The 24837-nt window shown below is 62.4% G+C and carries 18 protein-coding genes and 2 pseudogenes; 13 read left to right on the forward strand and 7 right to left on the reverse strand.

Going from position 1 to position 24837, the window contains the following annotated elements; genetic code table 11:
- Window positions 1-11: 11 nt before the first annotated feature.
- Window positions 12-1181, reverse strand: a complete 1170-nt coding sequence (locus GTP46_RS16495; protein WP_161007733.1) for a GGDEF domain-containing protein — start codon at window positions 1179-1181, stop codon at window positions 12-14.
- Window positions 1182-1332: 151 nt separating this feature from the next.
- Here GTP46_RS16495 and GTP46_RS16500 point away from each other — a divergent pair, with 151 nt between their 5' ends.
- Together GTP46_RS16500 and GTP46_RS16505 are read left to right on the forward strand one after the other, a co-directional pair.
- On the forward strand, window positions 1333-1695 hold the full coding sequence (locus GTP46_RS16500) for a hypothetical protein (RefSeq protein WP_229258979.1): 363 nt from the start codon (window positions 1333-1335) through the stop codon (window positions 1693-1695).
- A gap of 95 nt (window positions 1696-1790) precedes the next feature.
- On the forward strand, window positions 1791-4109 hold the full coding sequence (locus GTP46_RS16505; RefSeq protein WP_161007734.1) for a glycoside hydrolase family 31 protein: 2319 nt from the start codon (window positions 1791-1793) through the stop codon (window positions 4107-4109).
- Between the two features lies 1 nt (window position 4110).
- Here GTP46_RS16505 and GTP46_RS16510 read toward each other — a convergent pair whose 3' ends face one another.
- Together GTP46_RS16510 and GTP46_RS16515 are read right to left on the reverse strand one after the other, a co-directional pair.
- A complete protein-coding gene (locus tag GTP46_RS16510; RefSeq protein ID WP_161007876.1) occupies window positions 4111-5085 on the reverse strand; it encodes a purine-nucleoside phosphorylase in 975 nt (324 codons plus the stop codon).
- 27 nt (window positions 5086-5112) lie between these two features.
- Window positions 5113-6084 (reverse strand): annotated as a pseudogene (locus GTP46_RS16515) (purine-nucleoside phosphorylase); the annotation flags it as partial.
- A 119-nt stretch (window positions 6085-6203) separates the two neighbouring features.
- On the opposite strand from GTP46_RS16515, the gene GTP46_RS16520 reads away from it, so the two are divergent.
- A complete protein-coding gene (locus GTP46_RS16520; RefSeq protein WP_161007735.1) occupies window positions 6204-7736 on the forward strand; it encodes a PAS domain-containing hybrid sensor histidine kinase/response regulator family protein in 1533 nt (510 codons plus the stop codon).
- Window positions 7737-7739: 3 nt separating this feature from the next.
- On the opposite strand, the gene GTP46_RS16525 is transcribed toward GTP46_RS16520, so the two are convergent.
- Window positions 7740-8201, reverse strand: coding sequence for a MarR family winged helix-turn-helix transcriptional regulator (locus tag GTP46_RS16525; protein WP_161007736.1), 462 nt, complete (start codon window positions 8199-8201; stop codon window positions 7740-7742).
- 32 nt (window positions 8202-8233) lie between these two features.
- Between GTP46_RS16525 and GTP46_RS16530 the strand changes: the two genes are divergently transcribed.
- Window positions 8234-8941: a siderophore-interacting protein gene (locus tag GTP46_RS16530; protein WP_161007737.1), complete on the forward strand. Its 708-nt coding sequence runs from the start codon at window positions 8234-8236 to the stop codon at window positions 8939-8941.
- 89 nt (window positions 8942-9030) lie between these two features.
- A pseudogene (locus tag GTP46_RS30105) lies at window positions 9031-9620 on the forward strand (IS66 family transposase); the annotation flags it as partial.
- Here the strand turns inward: GTP46_RS30105 and GTP46_RS16540 are convergent.
- On the reverse strand, window positions 9561-11444 hold the full coding sequence (locus tag GTP46_RS16540) for a serine hydrolase domain-containing protein (protein WP_161007738.1): 1884 nt from the start codon (window positions 11442-11444) through the stop codon (window positions 9561-9563). The pseudogene GTP46_RS30105 and the gene GTP46_RS16540 sit on opposite strands and share 60 nt — an antisense overlap.
- Window positions 11445-11662: 218 nt before the next feature.
- Entirely contained in the window at window positions 11663-12550 is an 888-nt protein-coding gene (locus GTP46_RS16545; protein ID WP_161007739.1) for a LysR family transcriptional regulator, read from the reverse strand.
- A gap of 93 nt (window positions 12551-12643) precedes the next feature.
- Here GTP46_RS16545 and GTP46_RS16550 point away from each other — a divergent pair, with 93 nt between their 5' ends.
- Both GTP46_RS16550 and GTP46_RS16555 read left to right on the forward strand, forming a co-directional pair.
- Window positions 12644-13027 carry a (R)-mandelonitrile lyase gene (locus GTP46_RS16550; RefSeq protein ID WP_161007740.1) on the forward strand — a complete coding sequence of 128 codons (384 nt, stop codon included), beginning with the start codon at window positions 12644-12646 and terminating at the stop codon, window positions 13025-13027.
- Entirely contained in the window at window positions 13024-14406 is a 1383-nt protein-coding gene (locus tag GTP46_RS16555; RefSeq protein ID WP_161007741.1) for an MFS transporter, read from the forward strand. The genes GTP46_RS16550 and GTP46_RS16555 overlap by 4 nt, the downstream gene beginning before the upstream one ends.
- Here GTP46_RS16555 and GTP46_RS16560 read toward each other — a convergent pair.
- Window positions 14387-15664 carry an MFS transporter gene (locus GTP46_RS16560; protein ID WP_161007742.1) on the reverse strand — a complete coding sequence of 426 codons (1278 nt, stop codon included), beginning with the start codon at window positions 15662-15664 and terminating at the stop codon, window positions 14387-14389. The genes GTP46_RS16555 and GTP46_RS16560 overlap by 20 nt on opposite strands.
- 318 nt (window positions 15665-15982) lie before the next feature.
- On the opposite strand from GTP46_RS16560, the gene GTP46_RS16565 reads away from it, so the two are divergent.
- From GTP46_RS16565 to GTP46_RS30375, 6 genes are read left to right on the forward strand one after another with little or no spacing between them, the layout of a single operon-like run.
- Window positions 15983-16474, forward strand: a complete 492-nt coding sequence (locus GTP46_RS16565; protein ID WP_229258981.1) for a gluconokinase — start codon at window positions 15983-15985, stop codon at window positions 16472-16474.
- 44 nt (window positions 16475-16518) lie between these two features.
- On the forward strand, window positions 16519-19524 hold the full coding sequence (locus GTP46_RS16570; protein ID WP_229258982.1) for a TonB-dependent receptor plug domain-containing protein: 3006 nt from the start codon (window positions 16519-16521) through the stop codon (window positions 19522-19524).
- Between the two features lie 3 nt (window positions 19525-19527).
- On the forward strand, window positions 19528-20877 hold the full coding sequence (locus GTP46_RS16575; protein WP_161007743.1) for a gluconate:H+ symporter: 1350 nt from the start codon (window positions 19528-19530) through the stop codon (window positions 20875-20877).
- A gap of 3 nt (window positions 20878-20880) precedes the next feature.
- On the forward strand, window positions 20881-23910 hold the full coding sequence (locus GTP46_RS16580) for a glycosyl hydrolase family 28-related protein (RefSeq protein ID WP_161007744.1): 3030 nt from the start codon (window positions 20881-20883) through the stop codon (window positions 23908-23910).
- Window positions 23900-24616, forward strand: a complete 717-nt coding sequence (locus GTP46_RS30370) for an alpha/beta hydrolase (RefSeq protein ID WP_371869679.1) — start codon at window positions 23900-23902, stop codon at window positions 24614-24616. The genes GTP46_RS16580 and GTP46_RS30370 overlap by 11 nt, the downstream gene beginning before the upstream one ends.
- Window positions 24516-24761 carry an alpha/beta hydrolase family protein gene (locus GTP46_RS30375; RefSeq protein WP_371869680.1) on the forward strand — a complete coding sequence of 82 codons (246 nt, stop codon included), beginning with the start codon at window positions 24516-24518 and terminating at the stop codon, window positions 24759-24761. The genes GTP46_RS30370 and GTP46_RS30375 overlap by 101 nt, the downstream gene beginning before the upstream one ends.
- Window positions 24762-24837 lie beyond the last annotated feature (76 nt).

Genomic DNA, 24837 nt, shown 5'->3' on the forward strand with positions numbered 1-24837 from the left:
ATGACGCGTGGTCAGGAATTCGCAGATTTCTCGCCAGCCTGGTAAATTACATAACCACTCTTGCCGTTGCGCTTGACCTGGTACATGGCGCTGTCGGCGCGGTCGATTAACTCGGCCAGCTTGGTGCCGTGGATCGGATAGAGGCTGATACCAATGCTGGCGCCCAGCGCGTAATTGGCGCCGCTGACGTCGATCTCCGCGGTCAGCTGGTCCAGCAGCTTCTTGGCGATGCCGTAGGCCTGATCCGGATTTTCCAGCTGCGTGCCGATCACGATGAATTCATCGCCGCCTACGCGCGCGCAGATGTCGGTGCTGCGGGTGTGCGTTTGCAGGCGCGAGGCCACAGTCTTCAGTACCTCGTCGCCGACCGCGTGGCCGGCATTGTCGTTGATCGGCTTGAAATTATCGAGATCGATGTAGAACACCGCCACCACTTGGTGCGGCCGCGTGGCCAGCAGCAGTGCGTGGTCGAACAGGGTCTCCATATAGCGCTTGTTTTTCAGGCCGGTGAGCGGATCGAGAAAGGCCAGGCCCAGCGCCTTGGCCTCGGCGTCGACCAGCCGTTTCTGGAAGCGTAGCAGGATCGCCGCCAGCAGCGACGAGTACTGGATCAGTACCAGCGAGGTGCCGAGCACAAAGCCGTTGCGGAACCATGAGGGCTGCAGTTCGATGATGTACGGCGCCACCAGCCAGTGCACCGCCAGCACCGCGGAGGCGGAGGCGGTCACCGTCAGCGCCCAGCCGGGAATCTGGTGCCGGTGGTGGTATGCCAGCCACGCGGCGTAGACCAGGAAGCAGGCGTTGATCAGCGTGTAGCCGGCGCTGCGCATCAGCGGCGTCGCGTCGGCCATCCACGTCAGCAGCACCCACAGTTCGGCGACGGCGGCTGCCACCCAAAACCAGCGCTCGCGCAAATCAAGATTCAGGAATCGCGCCAGGCCGGTCAGCAGGAAAGGTTTTTCCAGCACGATGAAGATGGCGTAGATGAAGGCTGCCGGATGCACATTGCTGGACGGGAGCATCAGGAACAGCGCCAGCCGGCCGCACAGGGCAAACGCCAGTGAGCAGGCCCACCAGCCGGCGCCGGCACTGGTCTTCGCAAACCGGCTGATCCACAGAAAGAACAGCAGGAACACGAAATACACGGTGAAACCAAAGGTATGCACTATCTCATAGGACATCTCGGCACCTCATCTGATAGGTGCATTATGCCGTGTGTCCGCAGGGGAATATGTGTTCATTTTGCAACGAAAGTAAAATTCCATGCAAGACCGGCGCGTGCCGGATGTCATCGGCTTGTAATTTCCGCGAAGTAATATGCAGCCTGTTTGTATGACCCAAGAGCCAGTGATGCCAGTAGCGGAAGTGTGGTTTGCCCGGCGCGATGCCGTGGTCACCATGACCCTGAAGATGGATGGTGCGATCGTGCTTGAATCCACCAGCCAGGAATCGATTGCGCGCGAGATGCGCCAGCGCGGCGCGCGCCATCTGTCGATTGAAAATATGTACAGCGTCACCCTGCCTGCCACCGAGGCGGCGCTGATCGCGGCCGATGATTACGCCTTCAGCGAATCGATGGCGGCGCTGAAGCTGATCGCCGCCTGCGCCGTATCCGAGCCGGTGCCGGTGTTTGCCTTCCCCGAGCGTCGCCGCCGCAAGGCGCTGGCCGACAAGCAGGGGCCAGACGGCGCCTGAAGCAGAAACATTGCCGGACTTGGTGATTTTCGCAATTGAAATTCCGAAAATGACCAAGCACAATGTTGGGCACATCTCAACCATAAGAGAGGCCTATGAGACTGCTCGCCCACACGCCGGTGTTCACCGCGCTCGCATCGATTTTCGCTTTTTCCACGTCCGCTTTCGCCGCTCCCATCGCCACGCTGGACCGCGACGGCGCCTTTGTGTCGATTGAAGCCTATGGCCCGAACGTGGTGCACGTCACCATCGCGGTCGACAAGGCCGAAACGCTGAAAGGCCCCGGTTACGGCATCCTGCCGAAGAACGCCGACAACAGCGCCTTCCGCCACAATGGCGGCAAGGACGGCGACGTGTTCAGCTCCGCCGCGATGACGGTCCGCATCAATCCGGCGCCGCCGCCGCACGTGCCTAGCCAGGGCGAGAAGTATTTTGCGCCGTCGCTGGCGCCGGTCGGCCTGCAGGTGTTGAACGCCAAGGGCGAGCAGGTGGTCAGTATGAACGGCTGGGAGATGTCGCCGCAGACCGTCAGTGGCGAAAAGACTTACCAGGTCGGCGCCTCCTTCTCGGTGGCGCGCGATGAGCACTACTACGGCATGGGCCAGAACCAGGAATCGCTCGGCGCGCTGGACCTGCGCGGACGCACGCTCGATTGCAAGCACTGGTACGACGCGCCGGCCGGCGAAAGCGTGTGCGTGCCGTTCATGGTGTCGTCCAAGGGTTACGGCATCGTGTGGGACAACCCGTCCGCCACGCGCTTCGTGGCCGGCATCAATGGCCGCACGGCGTTCCAGTCGAATGTCGGCGAGCGTGTGAGCTTCTTCGTCATCACCGGTGCGACGCCGGAAGAAATCTACTCGGGCTACGCACGCGTAACCGGCAAGACGCCGATCCCGCCGAAGTCCGCCTTCGGCCTGATTCAATCGAAAGCCCGCTACGACAGCCAGCAGGAAGTGCTGCGCGTGGCGAACACCTATCGCCAGAAAAAATATCCGCTCGACGTGATGGTGGTGGACTGGTTCTACTGGACCCGCATGGGCCAGATGGATATCGACCCGGCACAGTTCCCGGATCCGAAGGCGATGAACAAGCAGCTGCACGATATGGGCATGGAATCCATCATCTCGATCTGGCCGCGCTTTGAGACCTCGGGCCGCTATTTCAATGAGCTGGATGCCAAGGGCTACCTGCTCAAGGACAAAGACGGCAAGACAGTGGACGGCCTGCCGTTCCGCTCCGACCGCACCGGCGGCTTGATCGATCCGACCAATCCTGCGGCCCGCAAGTGGTACTGGGAGAAGGCGCGCGACAACATCCTGTCGCAGGGCTTCGATTATCCGTGGCTGGACGAGACCGAGCCGGATCTGGTGCCGAGTGGCTTCTTCTACTCGATCGGTTCGGGCGACCGCTATCACAACCTGTTCCCGCTGCTGCACGTGGAAGGCGTGGCCGAGAACATGCGTGCGTGGAAACCGAACAAGCGCGTGCTGATTTTGTCACGTGCCGCCTATCTGGGCTCGCAGCGCACCGGCGCCTTGTTCTGGTCTTCGGACATTCAGCCGACCTGGGAAGCGCTGGCGCGCCAGGTGCCGACTGGCCTGAACATGACGGCGTCGGGCATCGCCTACTGGGGCAACGACATCGGTGGCTGGCAAAACCTGCCGCGCCAGTCGTCGGCGCTGAAGCCGCCGCTGCTCGATCCATCCGATGCGCGCGATGTGGTGGGCCAGTATCACGATTATCCTGAACTGCTGGCGCGCTGGTTCCAGTACGGCACCTTCATGCCGACCCTGCGCCTGCACGGCGAACGCAAGGCGGCCGAGATCTGGGCCTTCGGCAAACAGGCCGAGGCGGTGATGGCGCGCTACGACACGCTGCGCTATCAGCTGATCCCTTACATCTACTCGCAAGCCAAGTTCACCCACGATACCGGCGCACCGTTCATGCGTCCTTTGTGGATGGACTTTGCCAGCGATCCGAATGTGGCCAACATCGGCACGCAGTACATGTTTGGCCCGGCCTTCCTGGTGGCGCCGATAACGGAGCAGGGCCAGACCGAGAAGGATGTCTACCTCCCGGCCGGCGCCGACTGGTATAACTTCTGGACCAACGAGAAGCTGGCCGGTGGCCGCTGGGTGAAAGTAGCTGCGCCGATTGAGCAGATTCCGGTGTTCGTGAAAGCCGGTTCGATTGTGCCGATAGGTGCCGACGTGCAGTCGACGGCAAGCAAGCAGGCCATCGCCAGCATCAACGTCTATCCAGGCAAGAGCGGTGAGTTCCGCCTGTACGATGACGATGGCGTGAGCTATGACTACGAGAAAGGCAAATCGACCGTCACCGTCCTGAAATGGGATGACGCGGCCGCTAAGCTGACCGGCGGCGGTTCCGCGCCGGTCAAGGTGATCGGCAAATAAGTCACTCCGCCGGCAAGCCGTTTTTCCAGCGTTTCCAGTTACCGGTGATCTCGCGGATCACCGGCTGGGTAGTGAGCAGCAAGTTGGCGGTGGATGGTTCGAAGCCGCCCTGCTGCGCGTAGTTGAGCAGCACATCGCTGTTGCTCTGGCCCGGGTGCGGGCGATCGACGTCCGAGGCCGAGCGCAGGATCAGGATGCGCTTGAAATCCACCCGGCCCGCTGCCTCGCCGCGCCGCAGTACCTCCAGCGTGGCGTTGTCCTCCTGCTGTGAGGTGCAGTAGCGCGCCTTGCCGTCGGTGAGCAGGGCCGACCAGTCTTCGGCGCGGCGGCCCAGCGTCTCGCCCGCGTACCAGGTATCGCCGGACACCGTATCACAGCGCGTCACCGCCGGCGGCTGATTGGCCGGCGCTGCGGTGAAGCCGGTGCGGTAAGCTTTGGCCGCCGCCGAATCGCTCAGCACCACGTGCTGCGACAAGCGGTACGCACGGTCCACCAATGCAGTATTCAGCTGGAACACCTCGGTGCGATAGTCGAAACGCGGCTTCTGTCCCGGCCCGTCGGTATGGATGCCGAAGTAGCCGTAAGGCCAATCCTGCGGCATCTCGCGCGCATCGATTTCGTGCGACAGCGAATAGTCGATCGCATAATCGGCCCACGCTGCCGATCCCACCGTGCCATGCTGCGGGCTGATGCCCGCAATCCCGGCGACTATGAAGTAAGTCTGGCGCAGGTCGAAACCGCTGGCGTAGAGCAGGGCGCTCATGCTGGCGGCGGCGTTGCTGTAGCCCATATCGGTGGTCAGCTGGCAGATTTGTTCGCGGTTGCAGAGCACATCCGGATAGCGCGCCGACAGGCCGGGCACCTTGTGCTTTTCCGTCAGCCCAATGGCCTTGACGAACGGCGCAGCTTCGGCGCCGAACATATTCACGATCATGATGCGCGGCGCATAGGACGGCCCGCTGCGGCGCGCGGTCATGGGAGCGGCAGGCGCCGGACCGGCCGGCCAGTGCTGCACGATATCCTGCACCAGCGGATTCCCCGCCAAATAAAGATTTTGCAGCGCCGGCGCATAGCCGCCCGAATTGGCGTTCACCGACTCCAGCACCGGCACGCCCGGCGGCGGACGGTCGAAGTTGGAGGCTGTGCGCAGCACCGCGATGCGCTGGTCGTCCAGCAGCCCGGCCAGCGCGCCGCGCTTGAGCGCCGTGTAGGTGGCGTTGTCTTCCTGCGCCACGATGCAGTACTTGCCCTGATTGGCGGTCAGCAGCTGGAACCAGTCGCGCGCACGTTGGCCCAGCAGCTCGCCGTGATACCAGGTGTTGCCGGTCATGGCGTCGCATTGCGTCACTTGCGGCGGCTGGTTGGCCGGGGCGGCGGCGTAGCGCGCGCGGTAGTTGCGGGCCTGGTCGGAGTCGGCCAGCGCCACATCGCGCGACAGGGCTAGCGCGCGGTTCAGCAGTTCCTGATTCAGCTGGTACATCTCGGAGCCGTAGTGCAGCGGAGGCGTGTCGGTCGGCGCTTTCATATTGATGCCAAGGTAGCCGGTGCGCCAGCCGTCCGGCCGTTCACGCGCGTCCAGCTCCCACGCCAGGTCCGAATCGACCAGGTAGCGCGACCACGCCGCCGTGCCAGTGGTGCCCTGCGCCGGGTCGATGCCGCCGATGCCGGCCACCAGGAAGTACGTGGCGCGCAAGTCGAACAAGCCGCTGTGGATCATGGCCGCCACCGAGGCCGAGGCGTTGGCCTTGCCCATGTCGGTGGTCATCTGGCACACATCGTCGGTATTGCAGCGCACCTCCGGGTGCAGCGGCGACAGGCCGGGCACCGCGATCTTCTGCTCCAGTTTCAAAGGTCCGGTCCACACCTTTTCCTCTGCGCCGAACATACTGATGATCATGACCTTGACCGGCCGCGGTGCGGCGGCGTTGGCGCTTACGTTGTACGTGGCGGCAGCCAGCAGCAGCGTGGGGAGCAGAGGGGCAGATCGCATACACTGTATCCTTGGAGTCTGTCCATGACGGACGATAGAACAAGTGTACCCAGTTTTCGCCCGCGCTGAAGTAGAATTCACGCAACCAGCCATTGAGGATGACCATGCAGCAGAGTGCCCTGTCCAGCGTAGATGCCATTGAAGCTGAGCGATTCCGCCAGTTCATCATGGGCGTGACCGATTACGCCATCTATATGTTGTCGCCGGAGGGCGTGGTCGTCACGTGGAATGCCGGCGCACAGCGCTTCAAGGGCTACCATCCGGACGAAATCATCGGCCGCCATTTTTCCATGTTCTACACCGACGAAGACCGCGCGCGCGGCCGCCCGGTGCTGGCGCTGGAAGTGGCGCGCACCACCGGCAAGTTCGAGGACGAGGGCTGGCGCGTGCGCAAGGATGGCAGCCGTTTCTGGGCCAGCGTGGTGATCGATCCCATCGTCGATACGCAAGGCGAGCTGCTGGGCTTTGCCAAGATCACGCGCGACATCACTGAGCGTCACGAAGCAGCGGAGCAGCTGGAGCGCGCGCGCGAGGCGCTGTTCCAGTCGCAAAAGCTGGAAGCCATCGGCAAACTGACCGGCGGCATCGCGCATGACTTCAACAATCTCCTGAGCGTGATCATGAACGGGCTCGAATTGCTGCGCATGACCAAGGACCCGGCCATGGTGGCGCGCTCGGTCGACACCATGTCGCGCGCGGCCCAGCGCGGCGCCGCGCTCACCCAGCAACTGCTGGCTTTCGCGCGCCAGCAGCCCTTGCGGCAAGAGGCGCACGACGTGGCGCGCGTGATCCGTTCATTCGAAGCCGTGCTGCGGCGCGCGCTGCCGGACGCCATGCACCTGTCGCTGCATATGCAAGACGATCTACCGCAAGCGATGATCGACGCCCCCCAGTTTGAGTCGGCGCCGCTCAACCTCGTGGTTAACGCGCGCGATGCGATGAACGCGGTCGGCCAAGTGCAGCTTGCGCTGGACGCCGTCACCTTGACTGCGCATGAAGTGGACCGCCTGCCCGCTGGCCGCTATGTGCGCGCGATGGTCAAGGACAGTGGCACCGGCATGACGCCGGAGACCATGACCCGCGCCATCGAACCGTTCTTCACCACCAAGGAAGTGGGCAAGGGCACGGGGCTGGGCCTGAGCCAGGTGTACGGCATGGTGCAGCAGTGCCAAGGCGCGCTGACACTGGATTCGCAGGTGGGCGAGGGCACGACGGTGTCGCTCTACTTCCCGGCGGTGGCGGCAGCGGACAGTTCGGCGCATGAGGAGCGCGGCTCGGCCAGCGCGGTCAAGGTGCTGTTGGTGGACGACCAGCTTGACGTGCTGGAAACGGCCATCAGCCTGTTCACGCACCTCGGCTACGACGTGCTGTCGGCGGACAACGGTGAGCAGGCATTGGCCACGCTGCGCCAGCATCCTGGCATTACCATCCTGTTCAGCGATGTGGTCATGCCGGGCATGAACGGGGTTGAACTGGGCAAGGCCGCCCGCGCCGAATTCCCTGACCTGAAAATCGTACTGGCCTCCGGCTATGTCAAGAACACCCTGCGCGACCAGATGCCGGACGTCGGCAATTTCGAACTGATCGCCAAGCCTTATCGCCTCAGTGATCTGATAAAAACATTGAAAGCCTTGTAAGGCTTACTCTTCCCCGTCTGCTTCGAGATTCTGGCGGATCTGCAGGAGCAGTACCTGCAATTGCGTCAGCTGCTCGGCGCTCATGCCCGTCACCGCAGCGCCCGAAGCCTGTACACCCAGCGCGTGCAAGCCGTCGAACGCCTTGCGCCCCTGTGCGCTCAGCGTCAGGCGCGTGATGCGGCGGTCGTTGTCGTCGGCCACTGCGTCCAGCAGCTCCTTGTCGCGCAAGCCTTTCAGCAGGCGCGCCAGCTGGGCCTTGTCGCGGCCCGAATGCGTCACCAGGTCGCCCTGCGTGGCGCCGGGATGGCGCGAGAAGAAGCCCAACGCCTTGTATTCCATATGCGTCAGTTCATGCGGATTGTCGCGCAGGCCGCGCAGCTGGCGCGCCCGGTACAAATGCATGATCGAATGGATGGCGTCGAACACTTGCTCCGATTGGTTGACTTTATTAACTTGTTTGGTCATAATAGGTGACATTATCAACTAAGGAGAAGATGATGAGCAATCGAATTCAACGCGTTCGGCATGAAATCAAACGGCGCGAACTGGAAGTGGTGAAGGTGCAGCATCTGGCTCCGGACTACGTCAGCGTAACATTCAAAGGCGAGACCTTACACGATTTCGTCTCGGCTTCCTATGACGACCATGTCAAATTCTTGATCAGCGACGAAGTCCGGCGCGATTTCACGCCGCGCCACTACGACCCTGCGGCGCGCGAACTGACCATCGAATTTGCGCTGCACGCCACCGGCGCAGCCTCCGATTGGGCGCGCCAGGCAGCGCCGGGGCAGGTGGCGGTAATCGCCGGTCCGCGCGGCTCAATGATCATTCCGATGGATTATGCATGGCACGTGCTAGCGGGCGACGCGAGCGCGCTGCCGGCCATCCGCCGCCGTCTGGAAGAACTGCCAGCCGGCGCGCAAGTGCAAGTGCTGGTGGTGGGAGCGGAAGCGGCCGCACTGTCTTTCGACAGCGCAGCGCAAGTGAAGCTGGAACGTTTCGCCGACGATGCGGCGCTGCTGGCCGCTATCCGCACCATGCAGTTGCAGGATGGCGAAGGCTTCTTCTGGTTTGCCGGTGAGGCAGCGGTGGCCGCGCAGGTGCGCGACGCCGTGTTTGTCGACAAAGGCCACCCGCGCGAAGCGGCCCGCATCTCGGCGTACTGGAAGCAGGGCGCCTCCGCCCACCACGAAGATCTCAGCTGATCAGAAGGAGTGCTTGATGAAGGCCACGTGGGTGCGGCTGTCGGTTTTGCTGCTGGTCAGGCCATTGGTGGTGGTTGGTTATCCATGCCCACCTAGCCAAGTTTGAAGGCGTGCTGCAAGCCGATTCCTACGCCGGCTTCAACGCCTTGTTCGAGGACGGTATGATTCGCGAAGCTGCTTGCTGGGCGCATGCACACCGGAAATTTTACAACTTGCATGCCGCGCACCCTTCACCCTTCACCCTTAACTACCGAAGTGCTACGGCGCATCGGCGAGCGGTATGCGATCGAGGAGGGCATAGGCGGCATGCTGCTCGACGACCTCGAACAGTGGCTGCAAACCGTGCTCGCTACGCTGTCGTGCAAATCCGATACGGCGGCCGCCATCCTTTACTCGCTGAAGCTTTGGCCGGCGCTGCTGCGGTACTGCGACGACGGCGCCAGATAGCGGCGGCGAACGCGCTGCCGCGATCTACTCGCTGATCGGCACGGCGCAGCTGAACGGTGTCGCCCCCGAAGCCTGGTTGCGTCACGTGTTCACGCATATCGCCGATCATCCCGTCAACCGGGTTGATGCCATCATCGATTATCCAAAAGTCCCTAAGAAAACGCTTACTACGTTAATAGCGCCAATTCCAAATCAAAAAACTTCCCTGCCAGGCTACGGCCGTGGCCCCTAAACACGCCAAGGCAAGCGCCATTGAGTGAACCCGGCTCACCAACGACGCTTCCCGATTAGGCCAAGTTAGCCATGCAGCCCGGAGCGCAACGGTGGTGCCGCCCACCGCGAGCCATGCCAAGATCTGAACCACGCGCAAGAGTATGGCGCAGGTGGGCAATGCAACGAACAGGGAGTTAGTCAAGTAGGCCAGCAAAATGCCACCATACAAAACCCATGGCAGCAATGATAGCAACCCGGCCAAGCGCATGTGGTTCCTGGCCGTAAGCAGCACCGGCGACAGAACGGCTTGTGGGCCAGATGGTATGCGCCAAATAACGGACAACGGCCACACCAGTACGCTTAGCAACACTGTAGCAATCGACAAGACCAAGACGGAAAGCATCACCAGCTTATGCTGATACCAGGAGACCTTTTGCATGATCTGCATCGGGTCCCCGTTTCTGCTCATCTCCCACTCGCCTTGCGCATTCTTGAGAAAGTAGCGGCGACGAAGCGGGTTTGCCGCGCTTTGCCACACGCCTGGCTCTACCTCATGCCACTCGACAGGTTTGCCGTTCGATCCGCGCACTGTGTCAATCACGAGTGTTCCGGGCCTCACCACGTGCACGACGGTTTGATCGAGCAAAAATGGCAAAGACAGCGGGCTCGATTCAAACCGCCGAGTGGTACGGTAGCTTCCTTGTATCTGCTCAGACTCGTCTCTCACGGCCTGACGCGGCATCGCGGGCGCTGGTGACGGCGGAGGAAGATAGCGCTCGGCAAAAGACTTCAACAGGACCTCGCGCATTTCCGAACCGGCTTCAGTGTTTTGCACGATGAACAAGCCAAGACGCTGCTCGGGCGACAGATAAATGACTGAGTGAAAACCTGGAATGTCACCCGTATGTCCGATCAGCCTTTGCACAACTTCGTCCATTTCGTAAAAGCCCAGCGCGATCCCCGGGCCTAAGGGATGATGGCGGAATTGGACGGTATGCATCTGCGCCAACGTCGCCGGCTTGAGCAACGCTGGCCCCGGTGCGGTCTGCTCGCCAAGGTGAGCCAGCATGAAACGCGCCATATCCATCGCACTACTCGACAAAGCTGCGGCCGGCGTTATTTGCGCCGTGTCGAACGGGCGGACAGGACCAGTCCCGATGCCATACCCTTTCGACAGCAGCGGCGCGAGGCTCGGCGGCAACGGCTGCGCAAAGCTCGAATGGCGCATACCGAGTGGCGCAAAGATATGACGCTCGGTATAGGTTTCGAAAGATTCGCCCGATACTCGCTCAACGATGTAACCCGCCAGCGTCGTGCCATAGCTCGAATAGGCCGGTACCATACCAGGAGCAAAAAGGCGCTTGGGCATTTGTCGCACGAGGTAGTCCCGCAACGAAGTCAGTTTTTCAGATTTGACCCACCTGTTTTCCACTGTATCTTCGAAGCCGGCCGTATGCGTCATGAGATGGCGCATCGTGATCGGTTGAGCGAATGTGGCGGGAATGGGGAAATCCAGATAGCGCGAGAGGTCGACATCCAGATCGATCCTGCCCTGTTCCACCAATTGCATGACTGCGGTGTAAGTCACCAGCTTGGATAGCGATGCCATACGGAACAGCGTCTCACTTGGCGAGATTGGTGTTCCAAGTCCAACGTCCGCATGACCGTAACCGCGCGCAAACAGCACCTTGCCATCTTTGACAACCACGATCGCTGCGCCGGCGACATCCGACTTCTTCATCTCGTGCGAAGCATGCTGATCGAAAAACGTGCTGAGATCTTCCGCTGTCATCGCCGCGCCTTGAGCAGAGGTAAGCCCGCCGCAGCCTAAGCCGATCACCACACTGAACACTGCTCGAAGTACATACGCGCAAGCGCGGTTACGACCATTTATTAACCTGCTCAACCGATGACTCCAATCACTCTATTTTTAGAACTGCGACCATTTTCCATGCCCTGTGGATCAGCAATTCCTCTATGCAGGCTTGATTGGAAATTGACATTTTAACATCTGCTACGTTAGATTGTGCAGGGATTAGGATGTCCCGAGCTAGCAAGCAGCTACATTCGCAGCGCGTTTACTACCAGTTGGAAGGCTGGTGAGGACTGCCGGCGGCTTGGATAGTACAGGTGGTAGCCCGGAAAGGCTGGGCACCATTCGCGTAGTACGCGGACCAGTGTGCCGTCTTTCAGGTGTTCGGTCACCATGTCTTCCGGCAGGTAGGCGATGCCGTAGCCGGCTAGCGCGGCGCGCAGGCGTGGGGTGGTGCTATTGAAGACCCACTGGCCATCTACCCGCACATTCAGCGGCACACCGTTTTTTTCAAACTCCCATACCATTAGATTGCCGTGCGTCGGCAGGCGCAGATTGATGCAGCTGTGTTGTTGCAGGTCGTGCGGCGTGCGTGGTTTGCCACGCAGCGCGAAATACTCCGGCGTCGCCACCAGCGCCATGCGCAAGTCGCGGCTGATGCGCACCGCGATCATGTCTTTCTCCACCTGGTCACCCAGCCGCACACCCGCATCGAAGCGCTGCGAAACGATGTTGGTCATGCTGTAGTCGACGTTGATGTCGATCTTCACATCCGGATAATCGTGCATGACTGGCGAGAGCTTCGGCCATAGCACGCTGTTGGCCGCATGCTCGGCGGCAGTGATGCGGATGGTGCCGGCTGGCTTGTCGCGCAATTCGTTGAGCGAGGCCAGTTCCTGCGTGATCTCATCAAAGCGCGGTGCTGCGGTGTTGAGCAGCCGTTCGCCGGCCTCGGTCGGGCTGACGCTGCGCGTGGTGCGCGTCAGCAGGCGGATGCCGAGCCGCGTCTCCAGTCCACGTATCGTATGGCTCAGCGCCGACTGCGATACACCCAGCTGCTTGGCCGCCTTGGTGAAGCTACCTTCGCGTGCAACCGCCACAAACGCCAGCAGGTCATTGAAATTCTCATACTCCATTGATGAATTCCTTTCATAAGCTCATGCCGATTATAGCGTCTTATCAAATAGGTGCTTTCTTCTTAAACTGCTCGGCATACAGGAGGAAATCACATGGAACACGTACAAGTTACCCGCGCTGGCTCACAAGCATCCGTTACCGGATCCGCAGACTACTTTTCGGGGCGCGTGCGCATCGACACGCCATTCGCAGGCACGGGCGAGGCTCGCGTTGGCGGCGCCATCGTCACCTTTGAGCCGGGTGCGCGCACGCACTGGCATACGCACCCGCTGGGCCAGACCCTGATCGTCACCGCTGGTGCGGGCCGCGTGCAGCATTGGGGTGGTGAGGTACAGGAGATCAAACAGGGCGACACGGTGTGGATACCGCCTGGCGTCAAGCATTGGCACGGCGCGGCAGACACCACCGCCATGTCGCACATCGCGATTGCGGAAAACCTCGACGGCAAAGTGGTCGATTGGCTGGAGCCGGCATGAACAAGCGCGCCATCCTCGCCATCATCCTGGTTAACTATGTAATGATTGTGCTGGATACTTCGGTAGTCCTGACTGGCCTGCCGAAGATCCATCTTGAACTGGGCTTCAGCGATAGCGGGCTGGCGTGGGTGCAGAGCGCCTACACGCTGACCTTCGGCGGCTTCCTGCTGCTGGCAGCGCGCGCAGGTGACATCATCGGCCGTCGCCGCATGCTGGTGGCGGGGCTGGCGCTGTTCACGCTGGCGTCGCTGGCGATAGGTGCGGCGATGTCGCCGGCGTGGCTGGTGGTCGCGCGCGCGGTACAGGGACTGGGCGCGGCGATTCTGGCGCCATCCACGCTGGCGCTGCTGCAAACCAGCTTTGCCGAAGGCGCCGAGCGCACGCACGCGGTGTCGCTGTACAGCGCGACGGCGGGTATCGCGGCGAGTGTCGGATTGGTGCTGGGAGGCGTGCTTGCTGAGTGGATGTCATGGCGCGTCGGCTTCCTTGTCAACTTGCCGATCGGTGTGGCGATGATCTGGGCTGCGCGTCGTTACATTCCCGAGAGCCCACGTAGCAGCGGCGCCTTCGACGTGGCCGGCGCGCTGGCTTCCACCACTGGCATGAGCGCATTGGTGTACGCTTTCATTCGCTCGGTCAGTGCTGGCTGGGGCGATGCGCTGACACAGGGCACGCTGGTCGCAGGCTTGTTGCTGCTGGCCGCCTTCATCGTCAACGAGCGCCGCGCGGCGCAGCCGATTATGCCGCTGCGCTTATTTGCGAACCGCCAGCGGGCATCGGCCTATGCGGCGCGCATGCTGTTCCTTGGCGCGATGATCGGTTTCTTTTTCTTCACCACACAGTACCTGCAAACCGTGCTGAATTATCCACCGTCGTTGACCGGGATGGCCTTCCTGCCGATGACGATGGTGAACTTTGCGGTAGCGCTGCAAGTGCCGCACCTGACGCGCCGCTTCGGCAACGCGCGTCTGCTGGCGTTTGGTCTGGCGGTTTGCCTGGCAGGCATGGTTTGGCTGAGCCGCGTGTCGCCGCAAGACGGCTACTGGCTGGCGGTGGCGTTGCCGATGGTACTGATCGGCGCAGGGCAGGGCATGACGCTAAGTCCCCTGACCGCAGCCGGCATCGCCGGTGTGTCCGCTCAGGACGCGGGGGCAGCAGCGGGCGTAGTGAACGTGGCGCACCAGCTGGGCAATTCCCTGGGCCTTGCGGTGCTGGTGTCACTGGCTGCAATCGGCGCGCACGAACTACACGGCGCAGCCTTGCTGGCGCACCGCGTAACGACAGCGCTGACTGCATCCAGTGTGATGCTGGTGCTGGCCCTTCTGCTGATGGTGCGGCAGGGACTAGGCCAGCGCGTGCTCAGTGGAGTTCGGCCTTAGGGATAAACAGCGCGGTCAGCATGCCGACGATGCAGACGGCGATCACGTACCACGCCGCGCCGAGTGGATCGCTCTTCAGCATCAGCGTAACCACCACCGGCGTCAGGCCGCCAAAGATGGCGTAAGACAGGTTGTACGAGAACGACAGTCCCGAAAAGCGCACCTGCGGCGGGAAGGCCTGCACCAGCACGCACGGCACCGCGCCCACCACACCGACGCAGAAGCCGGTCAGGCCGTACAGCGGCAGCAGCAGTTCCGGCTGCACGCGCAGGGTGGTGTAGAACACGTAGGTGCAAATCGCCAGCAGCAGCGAACCAACCAGCAGCACCGGCTTGGCACCCAGCTTATCGGCCAGCGCGCCGTAGAACACGCAGCCGATCGCCAATCCCAGCGTCGCAATCGTATTCGCCACCAGCGAGGTGCGCGCATCGATGTGATAAAACTTCTGCAGCAGCACAGGCGTCATCAGGATCACCACCACGATGCCGGCCGACAGCATCCACGTCAGCAGCATCGACACAGTAACCGCGCTGCGATGGTTGCGCAGCACGGACTTCAGCGGCATTTCGGCAGCCAGCGCTTTGCGCTGCGCCATCTCGGCAAACACCGGCGTCTCATGCAGCCAGCGGCGCAAGTACATCGCTCCAAGGCCGAACACGCCGCCCAGCAGGAATGGCACGCGCCATGCGCCGGCCAGTACTTCGTCCATTTTGTAGGCGGTGTTGAGTGCAGTCGCCACCAGCGATCCAAGCAGGATGCCGAAGGTGAGGCCGGCCGTCAGCACGCCGCAGGCATAGCCGGTGTAACGGGCCGGCACATGCTCGGACACGAACACCCACGCACCCGGCACTTCGCCGCCCACCGCCGCCCCCTGGAATACGCGCATCAACAGCAGCAGGATGGGCGCGGCGAGGCCGATGTTGGCGTAGGTTGGCAGCAGGCCGATGGCCAGCGTCGGCAGTGCCATCATCAAAATCGACAGGGTGAACATGCGTTTGCGGCCCAGCAGGTCGCCGAAGTGCGCCATCACGATGCCGCCCAGCGGACGCACCACATAACCGGCCGCGAAGATGCCGAAGGTCTGAAAGGTGCGCAGCCAATCCGGCATTTCGGGCGGGAAGAACAGCTGGCCGATAGCGTTGGCAAAGAAGACGAAGATGATGAAATCGTAGAATTCCAGCGCGCCGCCCAGTGCGGCGAGGGACAGGGTTTTGTAGTCCTGGCGCGTGAGCGGGCGGGCAGTCTCGGTGTTGTGCATGTGTTGTTCTTATCGGTTGAGGGAAGTAGGGCACGCGTAGCATAGCATCCACAGTGTGGCTTTTGTGCCGCACTTTGTATTGCGCCGCAACAGACGAGGACCGGCCCGACGCAGCCAGGCGTTTCACTGGTTTCATATGCTGCATTGCGACATGAATTTGCCTTTACAAATTCCTACGGTAAGTTAAAGTCAACAAAAAATGATAACGCTATCTTGGCGCTGACGAAAAACTCCCCGTATTGGATTGCTAGGTGCTGCTGTAACGCATCTATTTCTTCAGAAACGAAATGTTAGCGCTATCTAACCTTGGAGATGTGGATGCAGAGTATCCGTTGGGTGGTGATGGGCGTCAGCGGCTGCGGCAAGAGCACGGTCGGGCAGGCGCTGGCGGCCGCGAACGGTGTGCCGTTTGTCGAGGGCGACCAGTATCACCCGCCCGCCAACGTGGCCAAGATGTCGGCCGGCCTGCCGCTGGACGATAACGACCGCGCCGACTGGCTGCTGGCTTTACAGGCGCAGATCAAAGCGGCGCGGCTGCGCGGCGAAGGGCTGGTGATTTCCTGCTCCTCGCTCAAGCGGCGCTACCGCGACCTGCTGCGGCAGGGCGACCCGGCGCTGCGCTTTGCGCATCTGGATGGTCCCCAGGAGTTGATATCCGCCCGCATGCAGGCGCGAGTCGGCCATTACATGCCGCCCTCTCTGTTAGAGAGCCAGTTCCGCGACCTGGAACCGCTGCAGGACGATGAAGCAGGAATTACGCTGGATATAGAAACACCGCCCGAAGATCTGGTGACGCAGATCAGGGCATAAGCAGTTCGCAGTAAAACCACAATAACTAGATGGAGACTGACACAATGACGACACTGACTACCCGTAACACCATCATGCGCCTGGCCGTGGCCAGCGCATGCAGCTGGATCGCCGTATCCGCCGCCCATGCCCAGCAAGCCGCGGCATCCGCCGCCGACGCGCAGCAGGCGGATGCGCAGTCCGCAGCACCAGCCGCAACGCCGGCCGCCGCCACCGAAGCTGAAGCCAAGGTTGACAACGTGGTGACCGTATCCGGCTCACGCATTTCGGCGCGCGGCTTCACCCAGCCGACGCCGACCACCGTGCTCAGTGCTGACGACCTGGCCAAGAACGCCAAGCCTAACCTGTTCAACGCCATCGCTGAACTGCCTGCGCTGCAGGGCAGCACTGGCCGCACCACTAGCACCAACAGCACCAGCAGCGGCATCCAGGGCCTGAGCTCATTGAGCCTGCGCGGCCTCGGTCCGATCCGCACCCTGACACTGCTGGACGGCCAGCGCGTGGTCGGCGCCAACGTCACCGGCGTGACGGACGTCAGCCAGTTCCCGCAACTGCTGGTCAAGCGCGTGGACGTGGTGACCGGCGGCGCCTCGGCCTCGTACGGCTCGGACGCCATCGGCGGCGCGGTCAACTTCATCACCGATAAAAAATTCGAAGGCTTCAAGTTCAATGTCGAAGGCGGCCAGACCACCTACCGCGACGACAAGAACGGCACCCTGCAAGCAGCCTTCGGCAAAGCTTTCATGGACGACCGCTTGCACGTAACAGGCAGCGTGGAATATGGCCGCGAGAAGGGCATCGAATCGCCGGGCTTCGGCGAAGTGGGCCCGAACGGCCGTACCTGGTACCAAAATCCGGCCTACCAGATTCGCCCGCTGGCGCAGACCAACGACGGCAAGCCACAGTACACCGTCATCTCGCACGCGCAGCAGTACCAGTACGCCAAGTACGGCCTGATTACCAACGGCCCGCTGCAAGGCACGGCGTTTGGCGCGAATGGCGAACCATATAAATTCAACTACGGCTCCAACGGCGTACCAACCGGCACCGGCGCGGTGAGTGGCTGCGTCAATCCATTCTGCGTCGGCGGCGATTTGAGCGGTAGCGTGGGCGCGGGCACCAACCTGGCGATGGACTTGACCCGCCAGGTGGCTTACACCCGCGTGGGCTTCGACATCAACCCAGATCACGAAATCTACTTCACCGCCAACTTCGGTAAAGTGAAGTCGGTGTTCTCGCCGAATCCTGGCGCGGCGAAGAATGCCAACCTGACCATCCAGTGCTCGAATCCATACCTGCCGGCGTCGATCGCTGCGGCGTGCGCGGCGAATAACATCACCAGCTTCCAGTACGGCACCGCCAACGCCGAGTTCCCGGAAAATATCAACGTCCATCCAACCCGCAAGATGCAGCGCCTGGTGATCGGCGCGGATGGCCGCTTCCCGGCCTTCGGCAAAGAATGGTCGTATGACGCGTATGCTGAACGCGGCGTCAACTTCACCGACATCATCGTCCACGACATGACGCTGAATGCGCGCTACAACGCCGCCATCGACGCGGTCAAGCTGGCCGACGGCACCATCGGCTGCCGCAGTGATGCGGCACGCGCTTCCGGCTGCGTCCCGCTCAACATCATCGGCAATGTGCCGGTCAGCGCGGCGACGTGGAATTACATTGCGCCACAAAACGGTCCGCAGCAGCACACCCGTATGCAGCAGGACGTCGGCAGTTTCAATGTCAACGGCGAGGCGTTTGATTCGTGGGCTGGCCCGGTGGCATTGGCGACTGGCGCCGAGTGGCGCCGCGAGAGCTACCGCGTCAGCGGTGACACTTACGGCAACGGCGTTACCGCCGACACGCCGAACAGCGCCGCCTATCCGGCCGATCCGCTGCTGAATTCCACGGTCGGTAATAACTGGTACGCCGGTAACTACCACAACGCCTCCGGCACCTACAACGTGAAGGAAGCCTATCTGGAGCTGAACGTGCCGGTACTGAAATCGGCAACCTGGGGCGAGGCTAACATCAACATGGCCGACCGCCACACCCAGTACAGCACCTCCGGCCACGTCGAAAGCTGGAAGCTGGGCGCCAGCTGGAAGACCGGCATCGATGGCTTGCGCCTGCGCGCTGTAACCTCGAAAGACGTACGTGCGCCTAACTTGAGCGAGCTGTATGCGGCCGCCGTGGTGGTCAACAACGTGGTGCAGTATCAAGGTAACACCGTCACCATCCAGCAGCGTACCGTGGGTAACACCAAGCTGCGTCCTGAAATCGCGCGTAATAATATCTTCGGCGTGGTGCTGGATCGTCCAAGCTGGGCGCCGGGCTTCAGCGCGTCGATCGACTACTTCGACATCAAAGTCAATGGCGTGATCTCGTCGCTGTCGGCGCAGCAGGAAGTGGATCTGTGCGTAGCGGGGAACAAAGAAATCTGCGGCGCCATGTCGCTGGGGAACGCGGTCGCCACTAATAACTATGTGACGGTGCAAGCCTTTAATCTCGCTTCGCTGCATAGCAAGGGCTACGACCTGGAAGGTTCGTACCGCATGAACCTGAAAGACTGGAACCTGCCGGGCCGCTTCACGGTGCGCGCGCTGGTCACCCGTAACATCAGCTTCCTGACCGATCCGGGCGTGGTGGGCACCATTCCATCGGAAGGCGCGGGCAATAACCTTGGCAATACGCCGCGCTGGAAAGGCCTGGCGTCGCAATCGTGGGACACCGATAAATACAGCTTGACGCTGAGCCAGCGCTGGATCAGCAGCGGCAAGTACAGCAACGAGTTTATCGAGTGCCAGACCAACTGCCCGGTATCGACCGTGATCCATCCGACCATCTACAACAACCATATGAAGGGCGCCTTCTACGTGGACCTGGGCGGTACCTGGAAGTTCTCGGACAAAGCCACGGCTTTCTTCAAGGTGGATAACATCGGCAACGTCGATCCGGCGCCGGCACCGCAGGCTAACCTGAGCTTCGGCATCAACCCGGCGCTGTACGATGTGATCGGCCGCGTGTACCGCGCCGGTCTGCGCTACAACTTCTAAGCGATGGCCGCGCTCTTCGGAGTGACGCCGGCAGCGTGGGCGCTGATTGCCGTGGCATTGGCAGTCGGTACGCTCACGCTGCTGATCGCGTGGGCCAAGGTTCAGCCGCTGCTGGCGTTCGTGGTGGCGGCTTTGCTGGCGGCGCTACTGCTTGGGATGCCGCTGGCAAGCATACCGAAGTCGATCGACAAGGGCATTGGCGATTTGCTTGGATCGCTGATCGTCATCGTCTGCCTGGGCGCGGTGTTCGGCAAGCTGATCGCCGACAGCGGGGCGGCGCAGCGCATCGCCAGTTACCTGATCGGCGTGTTCGGCTCCGCGCGCATGCCGGTGGCGCTGACGCTGACCGGCTTCGTGGCCGGAATTCCCTTGTACTACAACGTCGGCTTCGTGCTGCTGGTGCCGCTGGTGTTCTCGCTGGTGTACCGGAGCGGCCGCCCGGCGGTAGCGATGGCGATCCCGCTGCTGTGCGGGCTGTCGATTGCGCACGGTTTCCTGCCGCCGCATCCGTCGCCGACCGCTTTGGTGGCGCAGTTCCATGCCGATATGGGCCGCACGCTGTTCTACGGGATGATGGTCGCCGTGCCGACCTTGATCATCGCCGGCCCGCTGTTCGCCATGACGCTCAAGCGCATCAAAGCTGAACCAGCGCCGATGTTCCGCACCGGCCTGCGTGACGAGGCCGCGCTGCCGGGTGTCTTCAACAGCTTCGCCACGGCACTGCTGCCGGTATGGCTGCTGGCCGTCGCCACGGTTGCCGGTGCGATGCCGATTGCCGATCCTTCCTTGAAATCGCTGGTGGCTTTCCTCGCCAATCCCATGATCGTGATGCTGCTTGCCTTGCTGGTGGCGGTGTTCACGCTGGGCGTGGCGCAGGGCCGCAAGCTGCCGGAGTTGATGGCTGGCGCGCAGGACGCCTTGCGCGACATCGCGCCGATTTTGCTGGTGATCGCTGGCGCTGGTGCGCTGAAACAGGTGCTGGTGGATTCCGGCGTCAGCGCGCAACTGGGCGCGCAGCTGGGCGCCTTGCCGGTGCCGCCGCTGGTTTTAGGCTGGCTGGTGGCGACCTTGATCCGTATCTGCCTCGGCTCCGCCACCGTGGCCGGGCTGACGGCGGCCGGCATCGTGGCGCCGGTGGTGCAGGCGTCCGGCATCGATCCGAGCCTGATGGTGCTAGCGATAGGCGCCGGCAGTTTGATGTGCAGCCACGTGAACGATTCCGGGTTCTGGATGTTCAAGGAGTACTTCGGCCTGTCGCTGCAGGATACCTTCCGTTCCTGGACGCTGATGGAAACGCTGGTCGGCGTGTTTGGTCTGATTTTCGTGCTGATTCTTTCTGCTTTTGTGGGATAACAGATGAAACCAATTTTAAATGTGCTCGCCGCCGCAGTGCTGGCAGCTCCTATGTTCGCGCAGGCGGCGTCGGTCTCCACTTACCAGTCGATGCCGGACGATCCGCGTGCGGTGAAAGTGAAAGCCGTTGGCGACGGCCGTGCCGACGACAGCGCGGCGATCCAGCAGGCGCTGGATGCCGCTGCCAACAAGGGCGAGGGCGGTGTGGTATTCCTGCCGTCCGGCCGTTATCGCATTACGCGTTCGCTGCTGGTGCCGCTGGCGGTGCGCTTGTACGGCGTCGGTCCGACGCGGCCAGTACTGGTGCTGGGCGCGAATACGCCCGGCTTCCAGAAAGGCGTGGCGAATATGGTGGTGTTCACTGGCGGCGACCAGTACACTGTCGGCAAAGTGCCGGTACCGGTGAAAAGCGCGGTGCCGTACAGCGAGAGTGTGCGCGACGCCAATTCGTCGACCTTCTATTCGGCCATGAGCAACGTGGACGTTGAAATCGGTGACGGCAATCCAGCGGCAGCAGCGGTGCGTTTGCGCACGGCGCAGCACTCCTACCTGAGCCACATGGACTTCCATATCGGCTCCGGCCTGGCTGGCGTGTACATGGTCGGTAATGAGAGCTTTGACCTGAAATTCTACGGCGGCCGGTATGGCATCCTCACCGAGAAAACGTCGCCGGCGTGGCAGTACACGCTGATGGACTCCACTTTTGACGGCCAGCGCGAGGCGGCGATACGCGGCCACGAGGCGGGCCTCACGCTGATTAACACATCGATCCGCAACACGCCGGTGGGCATAGAGATCAGCCGCGGCTACGGCGACTCGCTGTGGGGGAAGGATGTGCGCTTCGAGAACGTCTCGAAAGCGGCGGTCATCATCAGCAATGAGGACAACGTCTACACGCAGGTTGGCTTCGACAACGCGGTCGCCAAAAACACGCCGGTGTTCGCGCGCTTCCGCGACAGCGGCAAGACGGTAGCGGGCTACGGCGCGGCTTATCGCATTAGCGAATTCAATTACGGCCTGACGCTGCCGGGACTGGGCAGCGTCGGCAAGTTCGCCACCAACGTCAAGGGCGAGGCGCTGAAGGCACTGCCTGCGCCGCGCGCGCCGGTCATGCGTACGCTGCCAGCCACCAAACAGTGGGCCAGCGTGCGCGATTACGGCGCCGTGGGCGACGGCGTGACTGACGACACGGCAGCGGTGCAGAGGGCCATCGACGCCAATCGTACGGTCTATTTGCCGCAGGGCTTCTACATGGTGCAGGATACCATCCGCTTGAAGCCGGACACGGTGCTGATTGGCCTGCACCCTGGCGTCACGCAGCTGGTGCTGCCAAACGGCGCGGCGGCATATGCCGCCGCGGACGGTCCGAAGGCGCTGCTGGAAAGCGCCAAGGGCGGCGACGCCATCGTCTCAGGCTTCGGCCTCGCTACCGGCGAAGTCAATCCGCGCGCGACGGCGCTGTTATGGAAGGCCGGCGCTGATTCGCTGGTGGACGATATCCGCATCCAGGGTGGCCACGGCACGCGCCTGTACGACGGCAAGCGCCGCGACCCGTACCAGAAATCCGCCAATTTCGACCCCACGCTGCATTGGGATCGCCAGTATCCAAGCATTTGGGTGACCGACGGCGGCGGCGGAACGTTTGTCGCCTGCTGGTCGCCTAGCACTTTTGCGCAGGCGGGCTTCTACGTCTCCAACACCAAAACGCCGGGCAAGGTGTATGAGCTGTCGGCCGAACACCACATCCGCGCGGAGATTGTGCTGGATAATGTCGAGAACTGGGAGTTCCTCGCGCCGCAAACCGAGCAGGAGGTGCGCGACGGGATGGACGCGGTGTCGCTGGAGATTCGCAATTCGCGCAACATCAGCTTCGCCAACTACCATGCGTATCGCGTGACGCGCTCCATCAAGCCCGCCGTGTCGGCGGTGAAGATGACGAATTCGGGCGATATCCGTTTTCGCAATGTGCACGTCAATGCGGAGAGCGGCTTTGCCACCTGCGATGAAAACGGCTGCGATACCTATCTGCGCGCCAGCAAATACTCGTTCGAAAATACGCTGCAGGATTTGACGCACAAGCAGGAGGTGCGTGAGCATGAATTTGCGGTGCTCGATATTGTTCCCGCCACGCCGGCCATGCGGGCCACGCCGGCCACCGCGCCGCAGGTCGACAAGCTGGAAGGCGATTTCTACTCCATCGCCGGTGCGGCGGTGGATGCAAAAGGCAAGCTGTATTTCGCCGATCGCCGTTTCAACCGTATTTACAGCTGGTCGAAAGAGGGCGGGCTGGCGGTGGTGCGCGACGCTCCGCTCGATCCGGTCAACCTCGCCATCGACAAGAGCGGCGCGATCATGGTGCTGTCGTCGGCCGGACCGGAGGGGACGGTGTATTCCTTCCAGCCTGACCAGCCGGCAGGCCCGGTCACCGTCATCAAACCGACGCCGGTGAAACCCCATGCAGGCGCGCGCGTCGTAGTGCCGGTGAACTTCTGGCAGAACGGCGAGTTCCGCGACCAGCTTAACTTCGACACCTACGAATTCACCACGCTGGCCGAAATGTTTGCCCGCGACGTGGCCTTGCCGAAGGCGCGCGAATACGTGTCGCCGGACGCTAGCCTGGTGCTGCCGGCGTACCGCGTATTCAAGCAGGGGCCGACCGATCACCTGGGCTATCGCTTCTCCGATACGCTGGACACCCACGGGCTGGTGTCGGCGGGCGCCAATGGCCGCGTGGTGTTCACCAACGGCTCCGAGAACCGCACCTTCAGCGGCGTTATCGGTGCGGGCGGCGGCATCACGGACCTCAAGCTGCTGGCCAAACGCGGCGGCGAGAGCGCGGCGGTGGACCGCAGCGGCAATGTCTACGTCGCCAACGGGCAGGTGTTCGTCTACGCGGCAGACGGCAAGGAGATTGGCCGCATCGATGTGCCGGAACGCCCTCTGCGACTGATCTTTGGCGGCACCGATGGCCGTACCTTATTCATCCTCACCCATCACTCGCTGTACGCGGCGGGAGAATTCCATGCGCAGTAAATTTTTGTTGGTGCTGTTGTTATGCGGGCAGGCGGGCGCGCAGCAGCTATGGCCGGACGGCGCGCCCGGCTCGGAGCAGCGCCACAACGAAGCGGAGAAAGTGGACAGCACCTACGTCAGCAATATCCACGATCCGTCGCTGACGGTGGTGCGCGCCAATCCGCGCCACGCCAATGGTGCGGCGGTAGTCATCGCGCCGGGTGGCGGCCATCGCATGCTGGTGTTCGAGAACGAGGGCATGGTTGCGGCCAAGTCGCTTAACCGGGTTGGCGTGACGGCCTTTGTGCTGAAATACCGGCTGGCGCGCGACGCCGGCTCCAGCTATTCGATTGAAAACGACGCGGCGGCCGACTTGCGCCGCGCCGTGCGCTGGGTGCGTGCGCATGCGGCGGACTACGGCGTCGATCCGCAACGCGTGGGCGTGATGGGCTTCTCGGCGGGCGGCGAGCTGGTGTCGCTGGTGGCAGATAATCCCGAGCCGTCGCCGCCGGCGCGGCAGGATGCGGTCGACCGGCAAAGCGCGGCCGGACTTCCAGATCCTGGTGTATCCGGGCCCACTGGGCTCACCGGCGAAGGCGGCCAAGGAGGCGCCGCCGGCCTTCATCGTGGCCGGTTCCGCCGACAAGTGCTGCATGCCGCCGGCGCTGACGCTATACCAGCAATTGATCACGGCCGGCGTGTCGGCCGAACTGCACTTGTATGCTGATACCGACCACGCCTTCAACATGGGCCGGCGCTCCGAGCGCCTGTCCGATGTGCACTGGCCGGACCGGCTGGCGGACTGGCTTAGCGACGGCGGCTGGCTGGTCCCACGCCACGGCCAGCCGCCGCTGGGCGTGCCAGCCCCGTGAGTTACACAGCTGCCACTACGTGCGTCACCGTACGGCAGCCACTGCGGTAGAATCCGAGAATTGGATTTTTCTCTCC

Source organism: Duganella flavida (genome assembly GCF_009857445.1).
In the GTDB taxonomy this organism is placed as follows: Bacteria; Pseudomonadota; Gammaproteobacteria; order Burkholderiales; family Burkholderiaceae_D; genus Rugamonas; species Rugamonas flavida.

Coding starts and splice junctions, on each gene's coding strand:
- GTP46_RS16495 (WP_161007733.1), bottom strand. CDS start 1,181: ATGTCCTATGAGATAGTGCATACCTTTGGTTTCACCGTGTATTTCGTG.
- GTP46_RS16500 (WP_229258979.1), top strand. CDS start 1,333: ATGACCCAAGAGCCAGTGATGCCAGTAGCGGAAGTGTGGTTTGCCCGG.
- GTP46_RS16505 (WP_161007734.1), top strand. CDS start 1,791: ATGAGACTGCTCGCCCACACGCCGGTGTTCACCGCGCTCGCATCGATT.
- GTP46_RS16510 (WP_161007876.1), bottom strand. CDS start 5,085: ATGACCGCGCGCCGCAGCGGGCCGTCCTATGCGCCGCGCATCATGATC.
- GTP46_RS16520 (WP_161007735.1), top strand. CDS start 6,204: ATGCAGCAGAGTGCCCTGTCCAGCGTAGATGCCATTGAAGCTGAGCGA.
- GTP46_RS16525 (WP_161007736.1), bottom strand. CDS start 8,201: ATGACCAAACAAGTTAATAAAGTCAACCAATCGGAGCAAGTGTTCGAC.
- GTP46_RS16530 (WP_161007737.1), top strand. CDS start 8,234: ATGAGCAATCGAATTCAACGCGTTCGGCATGAAATCAAACGGCGCGAA.
- GTP46_RS16545 (WP_161007739.1), bottom strand. CDS start 12,550: ATGGAGTATGAGAATTTCAATGACCTGCTGGCGTTTGTGGCGGTTGCA.
- GTP46_RS16550 (WP_161007740.1), top strand. CDS start 12,644: ATGGAACACGTACAAGTTACCCGCGCTGGCTCACAAGCATCCGTTACC.
- GTP46_RS16555 (WP_161007741.1), top strand. CDS start 13,024: ATGAACAAGCGCGCCATCCTCGCCATCATCCTGGTTAACTATGTAATG.
- GTP46_RS16560 (WP_161007742.1), bottom strand. CDS start 15,664: ATGCACAACACCGAGACTGCCCGCCCGCTCACGCGCCAGGACTACAAA.
- GTP46_RS16565 (WP_229258981.1), top strand. CDS start 15,983: ATGCAGAGTATCCGTTGGGTGGTGATGGGCGTCAGCGGCTGCGGCAAG.
- GTP46_RS16570 (WP_229258982.1), top strand. CDS start 16,519: ATGACGACACTGACTACCCGTAACACCATCATGCGCCTGGCCGTGGCC.
- GTP46_RS16575 (WP_161007743.1), top strand. CDS start 19,528: ATGGCCGCGCTCTTCGGAGTGACGCCGGCAGCGTGGGCGCTGATTGCC.
- GTP46_RS16580 (WP_161007744.1), top strand. CDS start 20,881: ATGAAACCAATTTTAAATGTGCTCGCCGCCGCAGTGCTGGCAGCTCCT.
- GTP46_RS30370 (WP_371869679.1), top strand. CDS start 23,900: ATGCGCAGTAAATTTTTGTTGGTGCTGTTGTTATGCGGGCAGGCGGGC.